This is a genomic window from Halorubrum sp. JWXQ-INN 858, from assembly GCF_009806985.1.
Taxonomy (GTDB): domain Archaea; phylum Halobacteriota; class Halobacteria; order Halobacteriales; family Haloferacaceae; genus Halorubrum.
The window spans coordinates 1-17792 of the sequence record NZ_WUAX01000014.1; the positions used below are offsets into that span (position 1 = coordinate 1).

General features: G+C 58.1%; 10 protein-coding genes and 1 pseudogene. 7 read left to right on the plus strand and 4 right to left on the minus strand.

Features of this window, described 5'->3' with window-relative positions; all coding sequences use genetic code 11:
- From GRS48_RS11065 to GRS48_RS11075, 3 genes are all read left to right on the plus strand, one after another.
- On the plus strand, nt 1-783 hold a 783-nt coding region (locus GRS48_RS11065; protein ID WP_159486482.1), incomplete at its 5' end, for an RNA-guided endonuclease TnpB family protein.
- Nucleotides 784-1267: 484 nt separating this feature from the next.
- Complete coding sequence (locus tag GRS48_RS11070) at nt 1268-4612, plus strand: PAS domain S-box protein (RefSeq protein WP_159486484.1); 3345 nt, start codon at nt 1268-1270, stop codon at nt 4610-4612.
- A gap of 194 nt (nt 4613-4806) precedes the next feature.
- Nucleotides 4807-5733: a hypothetical protein gene (locus GRS48_RS11075; RefSeq protein WP_159486486.1), complete on the plus strand. Its 927-nt coding sequence runs from the start codon at nt 4807-4809 to the stop codon at nt 5731-5733.
- A gap of 133 nt (nt 5734-5866) precedes the next feature.
- Here the strand turns inward: GRS48_RS11075 and GRS48_RS11080 are convergent, their stop codons facing one another.
- From GRS48_RS11080 to sufB, 4 genes are all read right to left on the minus strand, one after another.
- Nucleotides 5867-8530 (minus strand): PAS domain S-box protein, encoded by a 2664-nt coding sequence (locus GRS48_RS11080; protein WP_159486488.1) that lies wholly within the window; start codon nt 8528-8530, stop codon nt 5867-5869.
- Between the two features lie 382 nt (nt 8531-8912).
- Nucleotides 8913-9458, minus strand: a complete 546-nt coding sequence (locus GRS48_RS11085; protein ID WP_159486490.1) for a HalOD1 output domain-containing protein — start codon at nt 9456-9458, stop codon at nt 8913-8915.
- Nucleotides 9459-9908: 450 nt separating this feature from the next.
- Complete coding sequence (locus tag GRS48_RS11090) at nt 9909-10946, minus strand: transcription initiation factor IIB family protein (protein ID WP_159486492.1); 1038 nt, start codon at nt 10944-10946, stop codon at nt 9909-9911.
- Between the two features lie 588 nt (nt 10947-11534).
- Nucleotides 11535-12965, minus strand: coding sequence for a Fe-S cluster assembly protein SufB (gene sufB, locus GRS48_RS11095; protein WP_159486494.1), 1431 nt, complete (start codon nt 12963-12965; stop codon nt 11535-11537).
- A 651-nt stretch (nt 12966-13616) separates the two neighbouring features.
- Between sufB and GRS48_RS11100 the strand changes: the two genes are divergently transcribed.
- The 4 genes and pseudogenes from GRS48_RS11100 (at nt 13617) to GRS48_RS11115 (ending at nt 17693) form a co-directional block, all read left to right on the plus strand.
- Entirely contained in the window at nt 13617-14414 is a 798-nt protein-coding gene (locus tag GRS48_RS11100; RefSeq protein ID WP_321168410.1) for a sulfite exporter TauE/SafE family protein, read from the plus strand.
- 229 nt (nt 14415-14643) lie between these two features.
- Entirely contained in the window at nt 14644-14949 is a 306-nt protein-coding gene (locus GRS48_RS15435; RefSeq protein WP_394351203.1) for a nitrous oxide reductase accessory protein NosL, read from the plus strand.
- Nucleotides 14950-15027: 78 nt separating this feature from the next.
- A pseudogene (locus GRS48_RS11110) lies at nt 15028-16611 on the plus strand (transposase).
- Between the two features lie 500 nt (nt 16612-17111).
- On the plus strand, nt 17112-17693 hold the full coding sequence (locus tag GRS48_RS11115) for a hypothetical protein (protein ID WP_159486788.1): 582 nt from the start codon (nt 17112-17114) through the stop codon (nt 17691-17693).
- Nucleotides 17694-17792 lie beyond the last annotated feature (99 nt).

Sequence of the window (17792 nt, forward strand, 5' to 3'; positions counted from 1 at the left end):
GAGTTCCGGGCGAGTACACTGCAATACGACAAGGCGACCGACGAGTTCTACTTCCACATTACAACCCGGAAGGACGATGACGACGAGTTCGAGGTTTCGGAAGATACCGGGCACCAAACAGTCCTCGGTATCGACCTCGGCGTCAACAGCCTTGCAGTATCTTCGACCGGCACGTTCTGGCAAGGTGACGACTACGATCATTGGTGCCGCGAGTTCGAGAAGCGGCGTGGTGAGATGCAACAGCGCGGCACGCAAGCCGCGCACAACGCACTCGTTCGCCTCGGAAAGCGCGAAGAAGCGTGGCGGAAACAGTACATCCATGTCGTCGCCAACGAGATCGTCACGGAAGCTGTCGAGAACGGATGCGACGTGATCGTGTTCGAGGACTTAACAGACATCCGTGAGCGGCTTCCACAGGCGAAGTGGCACCACGTCTGGGCATTCCGTCGCCTCTATGAGTACGTCGGGTACAAGGCCGCTGAACGAGGCGTTGCGGTGAAGCAGGTTGCGCCGAACCACACGTCCCAACGTTGTTCTCGGACGGACTGTGGGTTCACGCACGAATCAAACCGTGATGGTGAACACTTTGAGTGTCAGAAATGCGGTTACGAGGTCAATGCGGACTACAATGCAGCGAAGAATATCGGGGTGCGATACGCCCGGAAACAGGAACACAGCCTCCGTTCCTCGCCCAAGTCGGGGAGCGGAGACGCACCAGTAGACGTGCGTGTGAATGGTGGGATGTTGAGCGGCGAGAGTTACCAGCCTATTGCTGGCGACTAATTGCCGGGAGTCCACATCAAAGCCCCACCCTCAACGAGCGAACCGCGTATGCGGTGAGCGAAGTAGGGTGGGGTAGTTTACAGCGGTTCGGTTGTATCAGCCAGAGATCCAACCCGTGATCGGATGATACATAGTGCGAGCGCATACCCGCGTCTTTAGGCGCGGGAGGAGGTCAAGAACTCCAGGCTCGGCTTTCGGGACTCGGTGAGGAGTGACGCCGTGCAGAACCATAATCTCGGAGGATAGATTTGATGCGTGCCTTCTATCCAATTCTCATACCATGTGCGAAAAGTCGTGGGGAGAGTCTCCACGAATTCTCAATAAAGTATCTGTTCAGTGGTTGCAATAGGCATCTACTCGCTAATCCTGAATATCATGGCGTCTATTGACGCAGGAATTTTTCGCTTTTCCGCCGTGAAACCTGATCGTATGCCATCGCGGCGACACCCTCAAATCGATTCAGAGTAGTAATTTACATATCAAGATGAGTCCGGAACCCACCTCGCCTGACCGCGACGCTGATACGTTCCTTGCGCGGTTAGCGATCGAGGCGCCATCACCGATCCTCGTCGCAGAGGCCGACACGGGGACCGTCGTGGCAGTCAACGAGGCTGCGACCGATCTGTTCGGCCGCGACCGGTCGTCGCTTATCGGGATGCACCAGACGGAACTGCACCCCCCGGAGACCGAGACCCGTCATCGCGAAGGATTCGAGGCAGTTCAGAAAGGCCAGCAGCAACACGCAATTGCAGAAGTCGACGATCCAGTAACGATCCTTCGTGCAGACGGATCGACAGTCCCCGTTGACGCAACATCGACGACGATTACACACGGTGGCACCGAGTACGTACTCGGCGTCTTTCAGGACGCAAGCGAGCGCATGGCGTATCTCGACCGGCTCGAACGCCAGGCGACCGCGATGGATCTGACGACGTCCGGTATCGCTCTCCTGAACGATGACGGTGAGTACACGTATCTCAACGACGCGCACGTCACGATGTTCGGGTACGAGGACCCCGATGAGCTACGCGGCGACACGTGGCGACAAGTGTACACCAACGACGTCATCGAGCGGATCGAAGCGGAAATACTTCCGATCGTCGAAAAGACGGGGTCGTGGGACGGTGAACTGGTCGGCGTCAAACGCGACGGGAGTTCTATCACGCAGCAAGTGTCGCTTGCGCGGCTTCCCGACGGCGGAATAGCCTGTGTGAATATCGATCTCACCGAGCGGGAACGCCGGCTTCGTCGACTCGAGGAGACGCGTTCGCTCGCTGAAGAGATGATGATGGCGAACGAGTACGAAGCGGTGATCGAGACCGCGATCGAGGGGGTGACGGAAATTATCGACCGACCGTTCTCCGGCTATTGGGCGTGTAAAACCGTTGAGACGGAGACGACTGCTGCTACCGCTTCCGAGCAGACGGTGACTGACGCGCTCGTTCCAGTTGCTGTCTCCAGCGCGGGGCAGTCGATCGTCGATGAGGTACCGGAATTCCGGCCGGGCGAGTCGCTCGCGTGGAAAGCGTTTGATGCCGGCACGCCCGCATACTATCCGGATGTTGCCGCGGAGGCTCACGCCCACAACCGTAAGACGCCAATCGGTGCCGAATTCATCGTTCCCGTTGGAGATGACGGCGTGTTTATTGTGGGAGCGCCAGACACGGCTGGTTTCGACGAGAGCGAGCGCGAACTCGTCTTGATCATTACCCAATATCTCAGTACAGCGATACAGCTCGCCGCACAGAGACGGCAACTGCGCGAGGCGCGTGATCGAATCGAGGCCGAACGCGATCAGCTCGAACGAATCATCAACGCGGTCCCGCAGCTCATCTTTGCGAAGAACACCGACGGAGAGTTTCTGCTTGCAAACGAGGCGGTCGCGGAAGCGTACGGCACTACGGTGACGGATTTGATCGGGTCGACCGACGCCGACTTCACGGCCGACCCGGACGAGGTGGACGCGTTCACTGAAGACGATCAACGGGTGATCGAGACTGGCGACCCGCTGTATCGTGCCGAAGAGACACTTACCGACGCCACGGGTACGGAACGCGTATTGGAAACGTGGAAGATACCGTTTACCCCGCTCGACAGTGACGACGATGCGATACTCGGTGTCGCCAACGACATCACCGAGCTCACCGACGCACGCGACGAGATCGACCGACAGCGCCGGTTGACGAACCTGTACGCCGTGAGCAATCGTGTGTTCCAAGTAACGGATCCAGCGGACGCGTTCGACGCGTGTGTCGAGGCGATCGCCGACGTCGTGACAGCCGACGAGATTGGCGTATACAACCGCGACACGCCAGACGGAGCGCTCGTGCGGATCGCGACGGCGGGCGACGAGTCCGAAACAGCGAGTCGACAGCGGATCCCGCCGGGCGAAACGGACCTCTGGGGAGCGTTCAACGAACCCGGCACATACTGGCTCGACGGCGATGCCGTTCTCGACTCGACCGTGGCGGGCGAAAAGCACGCGCTCGTCACACAGCTCGATGACGCAAGCCTCCTGAGCGTGATCGTCGAGGAACCCGACGAGACGCTGGAGTCGTTCATTCGGGCGGTGAGCCAACAGGTTTCGGCGGCGCTCACACAGATACATCAGCAGACATCAATAGAGGGCCTCTCGGGTGACGTTGCGCGTACGGAACAGCAGGCAGATCGGTATCGAAACCTGTGGGCGGCGGTAGCCGAGGCCGTCGAAACCCTCGTGGCGGCCGACACAGCGGCGGCGGTGCGCGATGCAGTCATCGACTTCGGTGACCGAGTAGCGGAGTACGCGCTCGTCGGCACGTACGACCCCGTGACCGAGCGGGTCGATCCGCTTTCGGTGTCTGAGCCGGGCGGGCCGGCAAAGCTGTACGAAACGAGCGAGGAGCCGTTTCCCGCAGTCGCCGCCGCCTCACAAAACGAGCAGCAGCGTGTCGTGGACAGGCGGGCGCCCCCGAACGGCCACGGCGAGTATGTCAGCCGGTTGCTCCAGTTCGGCTACCGAGAATCGCTCGCGGCTCCACTAAGCTATCACGGGACCGTCCACGCTGTCGCCGAGTTCACCAGCACGGACGTCGGTCGGTTCAACGAGCCGGAGCGCCGGGCGATCGAGGCCGTGACCGACGCCGCCGGAATGCGTTTGTCGTCGCTGGACTCGACACACGGGGCGAACGCACCGCTCGTCTTCGATCTCGAGTGTCAAAACCCGTCGCCACTGTTTCCGGACCTTCCAGCTGACGGCACGGTCGTCGTCGAACACGTCGCGCTGACCGGCAGGGAGCACTTCCACATGACCGGCCGAATCGAGGGGTACACTGACACGGCGTTTCGCGACTACGTCGCAGTGACACCCGGTCTCGAACTCGAGAAGATCGACTCGGTCGAGGGCGACGCACACGAGGTCGCGGTGCGGATGACGGATACGCCGAGCCGGTCGCTGGCTCCGGTTCGCGACGTGCTTATCGAGACGGACACGCAGCTGCGTGGCGTTCGGTCCCGCCCAAACGCCGACGTCTTGGAGTTCTGGACGACAGATCCGACGGTGGTCGGTCACGTCCGTGAGAAGCTGTCCGCCGTTTCCGAGTCGCGTCGGCTCGTCTCGAAGCGGCATTTGTCCCGGTCGATCGAGGTCGGCGACGGGCCGAGTGGGAGCCCGGGGCTGACGCACCGACAGCAGGAGATAGCCGAAACAGCGCTTCAGGAGGGGTACTACGATGACCCGCGTGGTATCAGCGGCGCCGACCTCGCCGATCGGTTCGACGTGTCCTCGTCGACGCTCCACCAGCATCTACGGGCCGCGGAGTCGAAGATCATGCGTGGATTCTTCGAGTGACGAGCTGCCACCGACTGTTGCGAAGTTAAACACGGACATATCAGGCATTCTCTCCGTCTGGCATACATATCCGGGCGCAGAATTAGGATCGCTCACGGAGCATCTGTCAGTATGAATCCTCCCCGCGATCGTGCGGCGCGAAATTCGACACCCCGCCGTTACCGCCACCCCCCAACACGAGGAGGAGATTCCGCGTGAGTACCCGCTCGTTCGACCGGGCCACGATAGTGTACGAGTACCTGAACCGGTCAGATGATCTCACCGTGAGCGCAACGAGCGATGAACGCTCGTCGTGGGTCGATTCATCCGTCTATGCCGACGATTACGCGGACAGTCTAATCAAGCGGCTTCTTGACGCCGAGAGCCATCCCGGTGACGCGTTCGAAGCCGTCTTACAGCCGTCGCCAGAAGCGATCGCTCCGGCGTTCATCGCTGACACTGGCGTCCAACCTGACGATGTCGTTGGCTTTGCCGCGCCGAACTCTCAGCTGTTCGATGACTTGTTTTATGCCGTATACGCGGCGATGACCGAGAACGGCGCCGTACTGACGACGAAGTACCCGCGCCATGAGGTACGCTCGCAACTCTCGACGGTGGATCCGACCGTCATCGACGCGACGCCCGGGGCGGAGACGGATGGCGGCGTTGACGTCGCGACGCCGGAGTCCCGACCGGTCCGGTGTGGTGACCTCACCTCGCTCGGTGTCGCCGCCGAACGGGCGACGACACGACTCGCGACGGGTGATCGAACGGGAACATTCGCGATCGCGACGTTGACCCAACTGCTGGCGCATCATGACTCGACTGCACTCGATAGGTTCCTCCACGAACTGGTCGGCCAGTGGCGAAATCAGGGCGTCGGCGGGCTCATCCACCTGCCACCAGCGAGCGACATCGACGGTTCCAGCTGGTTTGGGTCGGCACACTTCGATTACGTTATTGAGATGCGAACCGACGACGGCCAGATTGAGGCGCGAGTGTGTGGAAAGCGAGATGTTGCCCCCACATGGCAGGTGGTTGGCTCGTCGCCGTGCTCGGATAGTGAAGCGTCGGCCCAAGCAGTGGACCGACAGCCTTCCGGAATAGTCGATGAAGACGGCGGCGAGTCTACCCCGGAGTGAATACGGTACTGTTACCCGACGAGTCCGTGTCACAACCCGGCCTCGGTTGCTGGGTTTCGGATCGCTGCCCCTCGTTGTGAGACGGGGCTTTGCCGACCCTTCCACACGCCTCGCAGTTTGTACGGTATGCCCCCTAGGACATCTGCCCGGGTGCGGCTAAACCCAGATTACGGTTTGCTGACGACGTCGGAACGCGAAGCACAACTTCGGTACCTGTGTCGGTCACGTCGACGTCGATCTCCCCGCCGAGTACCGAGACTAACATCCGAATCAGCCAGATCCCGAGCCCAGAACCGTGCTGTAACGGCGTCTCTTCGCCGGTGACGAGTACCTCCCGCTCGATATCTGGCATGCCAGGCCCGTCGTCGGCCACGACGATCTGGAGCCAGCCGTTGTCGACCTGTCTCACCGATACGTTGACGTACGGATCTTCTCGGTCTCCTGCGGCCACCGCGTTCTTTATCACCTCGGTAAGTGGGTGTGTAAGCCATCGTGAGACACTCTCGTTGGTCGCGTCGACAGAGACCGCGATCGTTGCGTCCGAGTGGTCATCTCGTACCGCCGTTGCGGCCGTTTCAGTGACCTCAGCGATGTTAACGCTCGACTCGTCGTGTGGTATCTCCCGTATCGCGCGATCGATCACCTGCATTTTGTTCGTAAGTCGTTCCCACCCGTCGAATATACGCGTCAGTCGGCGGAGATGATCCTGACGACAGTCAGCGTCCGGTTCCTCGGCGAGTATCGTTGTCCATCCCACGAGTTTATTTAAATCGTTTCGGACGTTGTGTCGGACGACCCGCTGGAACACCTGTAAATGCTGTCGCTGTCGCGTCTTCACGGTGATATCCTTCCCTTCAACCGCGATCAGCGTGATTTCACCAGCGGCTTTACGAATCGGCTTGAACGACACGTCGATGCGTGCGAGACCGTCTGGACCCTGTAGCTCTCCTTCGGTCTGGACGAGTTCACCGTCACCCGCGCGGTTGACCGCCTCACAAACCGTGAGCCCGTGGCCCGGGTCAAGGTTCAGCCACGGGAATTTGTCGATCGGTTCACCAACTATTGTCGACCGATCAACGCCGATGCGTGTAACCAGCGTATCGTTCACGTCGGTCACGATTTTGTTGGGGCGGACTAACGCGGTAAACTGGTGCAGGCTGTTAAACACTGCCTTCAGTCGCCGAGTGTACTTCTCGCGTTCAGAGATATCGATGAACAGCACATCGGTACCTACGACTTCGTCGTCGACGGTCCGCGGGATCGCCCGTAACAGACACGGGACCGTGTCGCCGTCCGTCGTCACGAGCGTGCGTTCCGCAACGGTGAGATCGCCGCTAAGCGCGCGTTCGTAGCCGTCTGTTTGGAGCGAATCGGCCGAGGTATCGTCGTAAAACTCGCTGAGCGGCTGTCCAACCACCGCCTCGCGCTCGTACCCCAGCGCATCGAAAAACGACCGGTCACAGGCCTCAATGACCGCTTCGCCGCCAACGGCCCGAGTTTGAACGAACAGCAGCGGGCCCTGATCAAACAGTTTCGACGCCCATCTCACACGCTCGGAGCGCTTCGTCGCGTCTCGCCCCATCGCCAGCACACTGGCGGAGCCATTACCGGCATCGCTCGCAACGGTGTGTAGATCTATCCACGTGACTTCGCTGTCATCCGTCTCGATTCGTATCGTCTCAGCAGCCGGATCGCCGGTCTCGATCGGCCGCCGTAAGGCGTCAGCGGCACGCTCGCGGTCTTCGGGGTAAACTACTGTTTGCCATTCGTCTATCGTCGTCGGGCTCGCTCCGACCGCCTCTCGTAAAGTGGCGTCCAACGTGACTGTGTTGGTACTGAAGTCCCACTCACCGATGCCCGTCTCCGTCCCGCTGAGGACGAGTTCCAGCCGCTCAGTCTGGTTTCTGAGCTCTCTGATCCGCCGTCGTTGCTCGGTAATATCGTGTTGAACTCCGATGTAGTTTGTCACGATTCCGTTTGCGTCTCGAACCGGCGTCACGGAGAGCTTCGCCCAGTACGGTTCACCCTCCGCGGTGTAGTTTCTCAGCTTAGTTGTTATCGGTCGCTCGGTTTCGATCGCCGTACGGATTCGCTTTGTCGTCTCCGAATCTGATCCGGGGCTCTGGAGGAATCTCGGGTTTCGGCCGAGAGCCTCTGACCGCTCGTATCCGGTTAGCTGTACAAATTCCTCGTTGACGTACACCAACGGGTTCCCCGGTTGGGTTGGGTCCGTAATCTGGATGCTGGTCCCTGCTTCGTCCAGCGCCCGCTCTTTTAATGCGAGTTCGTGTTCCCGTGCTTCACGATCGCTCACGTCACGCACTGTACAGACCATTCGGGACGGGGTGACTATTGTCAGGGACAGCTCTGCCGGGAACGTCGTTCCATCTGGCCGACTTCCCCTTACTCGCCCCTGCCAGTGACCATCGCGTTCGAGCGCGTCGAAAGCTTCCTTCTCGATCCGTGCCGCTTCATCCGCAGCGTATAGCTCCTGCCAACTTCGACCGAGCAGCTCCTGTTTGCTGTCGAATCCGTACATATCGACGTGCGTCTGGTCGATATAGACGTACGCCTCGTCGTCAAGGATGGCGACGCCATCGGCGGCGTCCTCGATCGCCTGTTGAAACGCACCGAGGCGAATATCCGAGGCGATCTCGCCTGTCGGGTCACGGGTCTGGGAGCTAATACGGTCGAGTGCCGCGGCGAGTAACCCTGCTGCTCGCTCGAGAACATCACGGACAGCGGCCTCGTCCAACGCGGTCGCGAGATCGTGGTGATCCCAGCCAACCGATAGCACACGCTCGGAATCGATCGGAACGAAAAGTTCCTGACGCGGAAGCCAGCGGTTATCATCCGGTGCGATTGGTCCGGCCACCCCGTCAGTTCGAACCGGCGCATCAGCCGTGAAACATCGCTTGATTAGAGCTGCTTCTGGTGGAGGGATTCGAGCCGACCGACCCGTCTGGCGTTCGGAACTGAACACCGGTGGGGACGACTGTTCCGACGATTGGCCATTCTCAAGGTTGCTACCATGCTCGTTGCGGCTTCGCCACACGGTAATCGCTGTGTCCCCCAGTGTGGTACGGACCGCAGTCAGTGTCCGATCAATAGCGCCACCTACTGTCTCTTCCCGGTTGAGATCGATGCCGAGGTTGAACAGTGCGTCATCGGTCATCTCGTCACAACTGGTCATCTGTCTGTGTTGCCAGCGGTTCAGTCGAAGACGACTGCGCGGTGAGGTCGTCAATCGATGTCTGAATGGCCCAGAGTTGCTCCACCACTGCCCAGAGCGGATCGCCGAGTTCAGTATCCGAAGTGTTGCTAGCGGCGGTCCAGACGTATTCTTCGGCCTCGGCGAACGCCGCTGCCGCCGCTTCGAGAGCCGCTTCGGTCGATTGCTGTGCGCGTGCGTCGGCTGACGGTCTATGGTGTGCTGGCCGTGTGCGGAACGCGTCTGCGTCGACGACCTCGATCCATCCGTCATGTGTCACAGTCACGAATACATCGTCGTATCGAAACGAAAGGGTCCCCTCTTCAATACGCGTTGTTGAACTATCCGGACCACCAAACAGGAGGTTGATTGTGTCGGCGTCGATATATCTGTCGAGACGCCGGAGATTTTTCGCATCTGTATTTTTAAACTCGGAGACAGCAGTGAATACAGCGTCGAGTGCTGACCGAGTAGTCGTCGGATCAAACCGAGTAACTGACGAGTCCGAGTTCATAGGTCTGTCAATATACATAAATAGTGGATCAATATATTTCGTCTCGCGGACCACTCCGCCTCTCATGGCCTATACCGTATATGTACGTGTGCGCGACTCTCGACAGACATCCGCTGGTAAACTTCATAAGACAACCGCGATTATCGAATCAGTCACAGATCGCCTGGCTTAGAGCGGAAACCCGCGTGACTCGATGGTCCCTTCGAGCCACGCGTTTTGCCTCTGACAGATTCCCCACTTCGTCGATAGCGTCAACCTAGTCTAGAGGTCGACAGGTTTCAGTCAGTCGAAGAAAAGTTATTTTCTTTGGCGGAACAGTCCGGCATCGAACAAAAGAATCGAATATTTGGGGGGAAGAGGCTGTGCTGAATCGCCATACAGCAGCAAGCTTGTATGTGGGTTAGCCAGATACGCCTCTGAGTTCGGGGGCAGCGTTGTCATTCACTGTGTCTACTCATCCTCCGTATCTGTTGCGGCCAAAATCTCAGGATACCGGTTCCGTATCGTCATCTCGCTCACGTCCGTAGCATCAGCGATATCTGTCTGTCGGAGCGACTCATCGCATCGCTTAGCGGCCGCGTACAATGCCCCAGCGGCGATGCCTACCGGATGTTTCCCGCTGTGAACGCCGTTTTCAACCGCTATTCCGGCGAGACGTCGTGCCTCTCGCTCTGTCGCGTCCGTACACTCCACGTCCGACGCGATCCGTCCGATGAACGAACGGGGGTCTGTCGGAGCGATTTCCAACCCGAGTTCACGTGAGACGTGTCGATACGCCCGCTCGACGCGAATTTGTTCGACGCGACTCACTGTTGAGACCTCGTCAATAGAGCGCGGGACATCATCCATGCGACTCGCCGCGTATAGCGCCGCAGTGGCGACGCTTTCAACGGCTCGACCCGTAACGAGTCCGTCCGCAAGTGCGCGACGATAGATGACGCCTGCTGTCTCTCGGGTGCTGTCGGGTACGCCAAGCGCGGAAGCCATGCGATTGATCTCACCGAGTGCATGCATGAGATTCCTATCCGCAGATGAGCGTCGTCGGAAGCGCTCATCCCACCGTCGGAGGCGACGCATCTGTTGTCGCTGTTCTCCTGACAGCGCGTTCCCCTTCGCATCGGTGTTTTGCCACCCAATCATCGTTGACAACCCTTTATCGTGTAAGAGGTTCGTGCTTGCTGGTCCGACGCGGGAGTCCTGATCGCCGGTGCCGTTTGGCGTGTACAGTTTGATGTTCGTATCAAGCGTCGCGTCTGAAACGACGAGTCCACAGTCGTCACAGACCGCATCAACGTTATCATCGGCTCGACGAAGTCGTCCGTGACACTCCGGACATGTGGTCCGACTGTGCTGTCCGTCCCTACCCTCCTCCGAAACGGAGTGGGTAACAGACTGTCCGTCGCCGGTTTCGCTCGATGAAGGCTCATCAGTACCGTTTCTGCGGGAAACTGTGTTCAGCCACTCTTCGTTAGTGCGCTCTTTCATCATGTGGCATCACCTCTCGTGACTGGGACAGGACAGACGCGTTCTACTGTGTGTCTGGCCAGTACTGTTCATTGTGAGCTCTGAGCTGGCGTTGAGTCGCTGATCCTGATACCATGCGCGGTAACTCTCGTAGCAACGGCAGATGGAACTGACCACACAGTCTTAGTGGGCACGGTTACCTCATCGATCGCGAGGCAGACGAGTTTTCCTTGTCCCCGCCGCGCCGCAATGACAAATTCAAACTGGCGTGATAGGTTGTCAGTCGCTGTCACGTGGACCGTTGAGAGCCCGTTCGCGCTCTCCCATGTTGTCGTGTCGACGACGCTGAGATCGCCTGCGGGAGTGACAGCAGTCGAGCCACAGGCTGGACAGCACCCTTCGTGTGGGGCCGTTCCGAGGTACCCGTAGTCGGTCTCACACGCAAAGCAGTGTTCCATGGTCCCTGACTAGTACCGATCCACGATCGTCTCTGCAATGTGTGACCGACCGGAACATGCCGGACAGGCGACTACGTCACCACCGTCTAACCCGAACACCGTCACGAATCGCTGTGAGACGTGTCCTCCGCAATGTGTACACTCCGGCATCGAATTACCCCAGCGAGCCCTCCATCTCGAGTTCGACGAGCCGGTTCAGCTCGACGGCGTACTCGATGGGCAGCTCTTCGGTGATGGGCTCGATGAAGCCCGAAACGATCATCTGTTTCGCGTCGTCGTCGTCCAGCCCACGCGACTGGAGGTAGAAGATGTCCTCGTCGCCGATCTTCCCGACGGTCGCCTCGTGGGCGACATCGACCTTCGACTCGTTGATCTCCATGTACGGCATCGTATCGGAGGTCGACTCGTTGTCGAACATCAGCGCGTCGCACTCGACGGCCGTCGAGGAGTTCTCCGCGCCGTCAGCTATGTGGACGAGTCCGCGGTAGTTCGTGCGGCCGCCGTCCTTCGCGATCGATTTCGACTCGACGGTCGACTTCGTCTCCGGCGCGTTGTGGTACACCTTCGCGCCCGTGTCGATGTCCTGCCCCTCGCCCGCGAAGGCGATGGTGATGTGGTTGTCGGAGGCGCCGCGACCCTTCAGGATCGTCGAGGGGTACAGCATCGTCGCCTTCGACCCCATCGACCCCGATATCCACTCCATGCGCCCGCCCTTCTCGGCGATGGCGCGCTTCGTGTTCAGGTTGTACGTGTTCTTCGACCAGTTCTGCACCGTCGAGTACTGGACGTGGGCGTCCTCGTCGACGAACACTTCGACGCCCCCACAGTGAAGATTAAATTTCGAATACTTCGGTGCCGAGCATCCCTCGATGTAGTGGACTTCGGAGCCCTCCTCAGCGATGATGAGCGTGTGCTCGAACTGGCCCATTCCCTCGGAATTCATCCGGAAATACGCCTGAACCGGCATGTCGACGGTGGTGTTTTCGGGGACGTAGACGAATGAGCCGCCGGACCAGATCGCACCGTGAAGCGCCGCGAACTTGTTGTCGCTCGGTGGGACGCACTCCGTCATGAAGTACTCCTTGACGAGCTCCTCGTGCTCTTGGACGGCCTCGTCCATGTTACAGAAGATGACGCCCTTCTCCTCCCACCGCTCCTGCATGTTCTGGTAGACGACCTCCGATTCGTACTGCGCGCCGACGCCCGAGAGCGCGTTCTTTTCCGCCTCGGGAATGCCCAGCTTGTCGAACGTGTCCTTGATCTCGTCGGGCAGCTCCGTCCAGTCGTCGACGCCCGCCCGGACGTCCACGTCGGGGCGGATGTACGGGATGATCTCGTCGACGTCGACCTCGCTCAGGTCCGGCTGGCCGGGCCAGTCGGTCGGCATCGGCATCTCTTGGAACTGTCTGAGCGCGCGCAACCGGCGCTCCAGCATCCACTCGGGTTCGTCTTTGTCCTCAGAGATGACGCGGACCGTCTCCTCGGTGAGCCCCTTCTCGCTTTTGAAGGCGGACTTCTCCTCTTTTTTGAACTCGAAGCGAGCCTCGGTGTTTGTCTCTTTAAGATCGTCTTGTTTTGAACTCATCAAAGTATTCTTCAGAGACTACGAATATAAGTGTGGCGCGCTAGAATATACTTTTGTAACGTATATAGGTTTCTTTAACGAAAGAGAATAACTTTATGAGGTTTAATTTGGTTATTCTAATTAATGAATTTAATAAGCGCCGAGAGGGCGATTCCGTGCAAAAAGGAACACAGTCACTCGTTAGCGAGAACGACTCGACAGCATTCAATCGCCGCTTCGATGTGGCGGTCGGCGACCACATCGTCTGTTTCGTCAGCCGACTCAAGCAGTGTGACAACCTGACGAACCCGTTTCTGTCTGGTTTGCGGGTCAAGATCGTCACTGGTAGCATCACGGGCGACTGCTTCAGCCTCTCCGAGCCATCGGTTCGTTGCTGGCGCTACTGGGCGATCTGCGGTCGCAGTTAGATGAGTCGCCAGTGCGTCGACCGCAGCCCGCGGCTCGGTTGGGATATCTATTTCGTCCGTCATCGTTGACGTATTGGCACCCACTGTGAAGAATTGTTGTCCCAAGCTACACTCCAGATGATTGAGGCGTCCCCAGCCTAGCACGACCCCTTGTTAGCCAGTGGTAACGCGTCCTCGGTATCTGTCCGGTCTCGTTCGATAGACACACCAGACGACACAAACCAATACGTAGCCGAGAACGACTGTGATCGAGTCGCTCCTCCGGATTGACGTCGTGCTCTTCGTCCTCATCGGCGTGCTGGGCGGCGCACACTGTATCGGGATGTGCGGTCCACTTGTGACGATGTACTCGAAGCAGATGACGCCGCAGCCTGACAGCGGAACGACGACAGCCAACGACGGACGTGCCGGTCATCTCACGACCTACGAGGTTCGCCAGCACTTCCTGTTCAACGTCGGGCGAGCGACGACGTACGCAATTCTTGGAACTGTCTTCGGCGCGCTCGGAAGCGTCGTCTTTGTCACCGCTGATCAACTGACACCGATGGCTGGCCTCCTGCGAGGCATTGTCGGTCTTGCGGTAGGAGGGTTCATTGTGCTGACAGGGGTTCGGTACGTCATCGGAGGGAGTGGAGGCGATATTCGAATACCCGGCGTACAGCGCGTCACATCGTGGCTTGCGACGCGAGTTCACCGACACGTCAACAGCCCAAGTATTGTCGGTCTTGGCGCCGTCCATGCGTTTCTTCCCTGTCCGATGCTGTATCCCGCGTATCTGTTCGCTTTCGCGAGCGGATCCCCGACCGCTGGGGCAATCGCTCTCGGTGCCCTCGGTATCGGGACGATCCCGGCCGTCTTCCTCTATGGAACGATTATCCAGTCGATCGACGTTGCCCACCGGCGTCGCGTCCATCGGTTGCTTGGCGTTGTGTTCGTTGTGCTGGGGTACGTGTTGTTCGCGCACGGACTGATGGCACTCGGTATACACCTCCCACACCCAATGTTCCCACATTATCAGCCTCTCGGTGGGATGGGACACTGACGCATTCGATGGATGTGTCGAATTAGTACCTAATTCAGTAGATTTCTCTAGGCAGAACACGGAATATCGAGGCGGAACCGTGACCGGAGACCGCGGCAGACCCAACAGACAGGTCTCCTAAGTTGATATACACCCGGAACCCAGACGGGGGTCTGTTGAGGATTTTAAAGACATTACACACCTCGTCTGGACCTGTACCTCACGTACGGACTCTTTCCATATCACTTCGATATATCGAACAACAGGACAGGGGGAGACCGTAATTTCAGACCACTCTCGTGTCGACTGGGAGATTCCGGGAGGAACTGGCAAAAAGAGGCCAATACCAACCGAACTGGATACTTTATCCGATGCGACTGAGCTCACTTACGCCAACAAAATAGACGTGATTGGGGATATAGGGCCGGATCTAATGGGATTTTCTGAAACAGATGAAGCCAAAGCATTCGCTAATAATCACGTCGGATCGACTATCACGTACAAGAGTAGCGATCGACCACTCGTCGATAAAATCCAAATGACAGATATGGAGTAAGTAGACCACTTTACTGTTAACCGCCTCAGAAATCACATGCACTGTTCTGACGACTCAACTCGCGACGAGCGTCTGTGAATGCGCTCTCTGTGTGAAGCGTACCAACTAGGGATTACTATTCGGAACAAGCTCAAAGAAACCGATCTCGTCACCGCGTTCGAGAAGCTCGATCATTCGATAGATGCTATCGAAGACGGGTATCCAGCGTGGCATCCTGCGCCGCTCTCTTTTCGCGCAATGGTTCTCTCGTTCGTGTTCATGGAGATAACGGGTGACTCGTACGCTGACTTCACTCGACGACTCACCCGGCAACCGGAAGTGGCGACTATCCTCGGTTTCAGCCGAGTGCCCGACGAATCGGCGTTCTCGCGGGCATGGCGGAACCGATTCGATGACGCGACCCACGAATACGTCCACGCTGCCGCACACTTTGTTGTCAAAGAGGTCCACGATCGCAACATCTCAGCGCCCGAGGTTCGGCCAAAGGCAGAGATCGTCGAGGATACTGAGGAAGCCGCAGACTCAATAGAAGACGAATCCTTCTCACAGGAGAAGATCATCCAGACGACGCGCCTCGCGCGTGATCACGCCTTTGGACACTTCGACTCTGATCGGGCGCCGAACGCCTCGTACGAGGACATGCAATTTTTCGAGTTACAGACGTTCATGGGGATGGTTCGGTGCGGAACTGGGCAGGGAGCGACTCGCTTCCAATACCGTCGTGGGGAAGAGTACGGTCCCCACGGTGATACTCATCTCCGCGCAGTCAAGCAGTTCGATCCTGACGAGCTCGTGGACGGCTTCAACGAGACGACGGATCGCTTGCTTTCCGTGATCGCCTCTGAAGTGTCCCTTCGGAGACCAGTTACCGCTGCGATCGATATCACGACTATCCCCTATTACGGGGATGTCGAAGGGATGCCGATGGTCAGTGGAACGAAGGGCAGAGACGATCGAGCGTTCAAATTCGCGACGCTCTCGATCATTGGACAGAATATTCCGCTCGTTCTCGCCGTTGAGCCAGTCCGAGAGAGTTCTGAATGGGATGAGAACCCGCCGAATCAGATTCATCGAACAGTACGGCAACTGGTTCGGCGAGCGAAAGAACACGTCCCGATCGAGACAGTGCTGTGTGACCGAGAGTTCGACTCAATGCGGGTGTTCCAGACTCTTTCGAACCTCGGTGTGAATTATCTCATCCCAAAACGGATCTCCAACACCGAGCGGGAGGTGTTTGACCAGATGGACGAAGACGGTCAGGACGTAGCTGTGGAATCGTCTTCTGTTCACGTCGAAACGGGTTCGCACTCAATGCGGTTCCTGTACGTGCCGTCGACGAGTGGTGAGGGAATGACCGTCTTCGCGACGAATCTCCGGGTTGGACCTGACTAGGCCGAGACGTTCTGTCGACGCTACAGCCGCCGGTGGCAGATCGAGAGCGAGTACAAGAGCATCAAGGGAGACTTTCTCGCGAAGACCTCCTCGAAAGATTACCGTGTTCGCCTATTCTACTTCGTGTTCGCGGTTCTTTTATACAACATCTGGCGGCTGACCGATTTTCTGTTGAAAGCAGGCGTCGACGGAGAGATGGACTACGCACCAGTGTTGACTGCGGGTGAGTGTGTTGAGCTCGTTGCCTCGTCGTTGATTCCGTACGACTAACCCACTGAGATCTCGCTGGGTCCGCTCCTCAAGAGTGACAACCGTATTCAGCAGCGCCAAAATCCACGCAATTTCGTACGCTCTTCTGGTAGTTCGAGAGTAAAGATTCAAAACCGATGCCTGATCGGTGAGAATCACCTCAACTTGATGGCGATTCGATCCAAAACTGGTCTATCCTCCGAAACTGTGGCAGAACGAGATCCAAAATTCTGTATAGCAATATATAGTGTACAAATATTCTTAATACAGAATTTCGCTTCTAGGAGGCTCAAAATCCCCGAATTCTTTCGATGAACCGGATACGACACGTGGTCATGATTATTCTCGTAATCACGACCACTTTGAAGTACCCCGACGCCGTCGGTGAAGCACGACTGCTGCAATCGGCTCAGAAAGACGCTTCCCCCGGGGTAGAGCCGCCAAGAACGGGGTTCGAAATTTCTCTGGGTCGCCTCAGCCGAGTCTGTGAGATGGCGAGGGCCGTGTTCGTGATAGACCAGATGCCTGTGACCTATTATATGACACAGCACGAACGGTGTTCTATGACTGGAGGTGAATCAATTTCCGAGGGCCCGATGAAACGCCAACCCACGGGTGAAGACCGGGTGCGGATGGTCGCCCGACAGGTTTCAGAGCCGCGGACAGCAAACTGGATCGCCTCCGAAGCGGACTGGTCACACGGGCCGACTAAGCGCGCCCTCGAACGGCTCGTCGACGACGGCATCCTCCACCGTGACGACACCGGGACCCACACGACATACTTCCCCGATTATCGTCGTCAAGCACTCACGGAGGCCATACGCCTTCGGGACAGCGACCACACCGTCGAAGACCTCCCCCAATGGCTCACCGAGATGAACGCTCAGATCCGAGGATGGAAGAACGAGTTCGATGTCGAGTCACCGAACCAACTTCGCGGGACGATCGTTGACCAGGTACTCGACGTCACCGAAGAGGATCGTCGCCGAGAGATCTCGCGTGAGTGGGAACAGCTTCAACGGCGAATCGAAATTGTGGGTTTTGCCATCCGAGAGTGGGACTTTCTAGCCACAGCGACCGAACGTGGTGAGGCCCGGAGGTGACGGACCTCGTTCTCCGCACGTCCGTTGCTAGCAGATGAATATTTAGGCTGATTTCGACTCACGTATAATGTTTTTATAGTAGTGGTCCGTGATACGGCA

Excerpts from the sequence above, each read along its gene's own strand:
- GRS48_RS11085 (WP_159486490.1), bottom strand. The coding sequence starts at position 9,458 with ATGAACTCGGACTCGTCAGTTACTCGGTTTGATCCGACGACTACTCGG.
- GRS48_RS11090 (WP_159486492.1), bottom strand. The coding sequence starts at position 10,946 with ATGATGAAAGAGCGCACTAACGAAGAGTGGCTGAACACAGTTTCCCGC.
- GRS48_RS11070 (WP_159486484.1), top strand. The coding sequence starts at position 1,268 with ATGAGTCCGGAACCCACCTCGCCTGACCGCGACGCTGATACGTTCCTT.
- GRS48_RS11115 (WP_159486788.1), top strand. The coding sequence starts at position 17,112 with ATGCCTGTGACCTATTATATGACACAGCACGAACGGTGTTCTATGACT.
- sufB (WP_159486494.1), bottom strand. The coding sequence starts at position 12,965 with ATGAGTTCAAAACAAGACGATCTTAAAGAGACAAACACCGAGGCTCGC.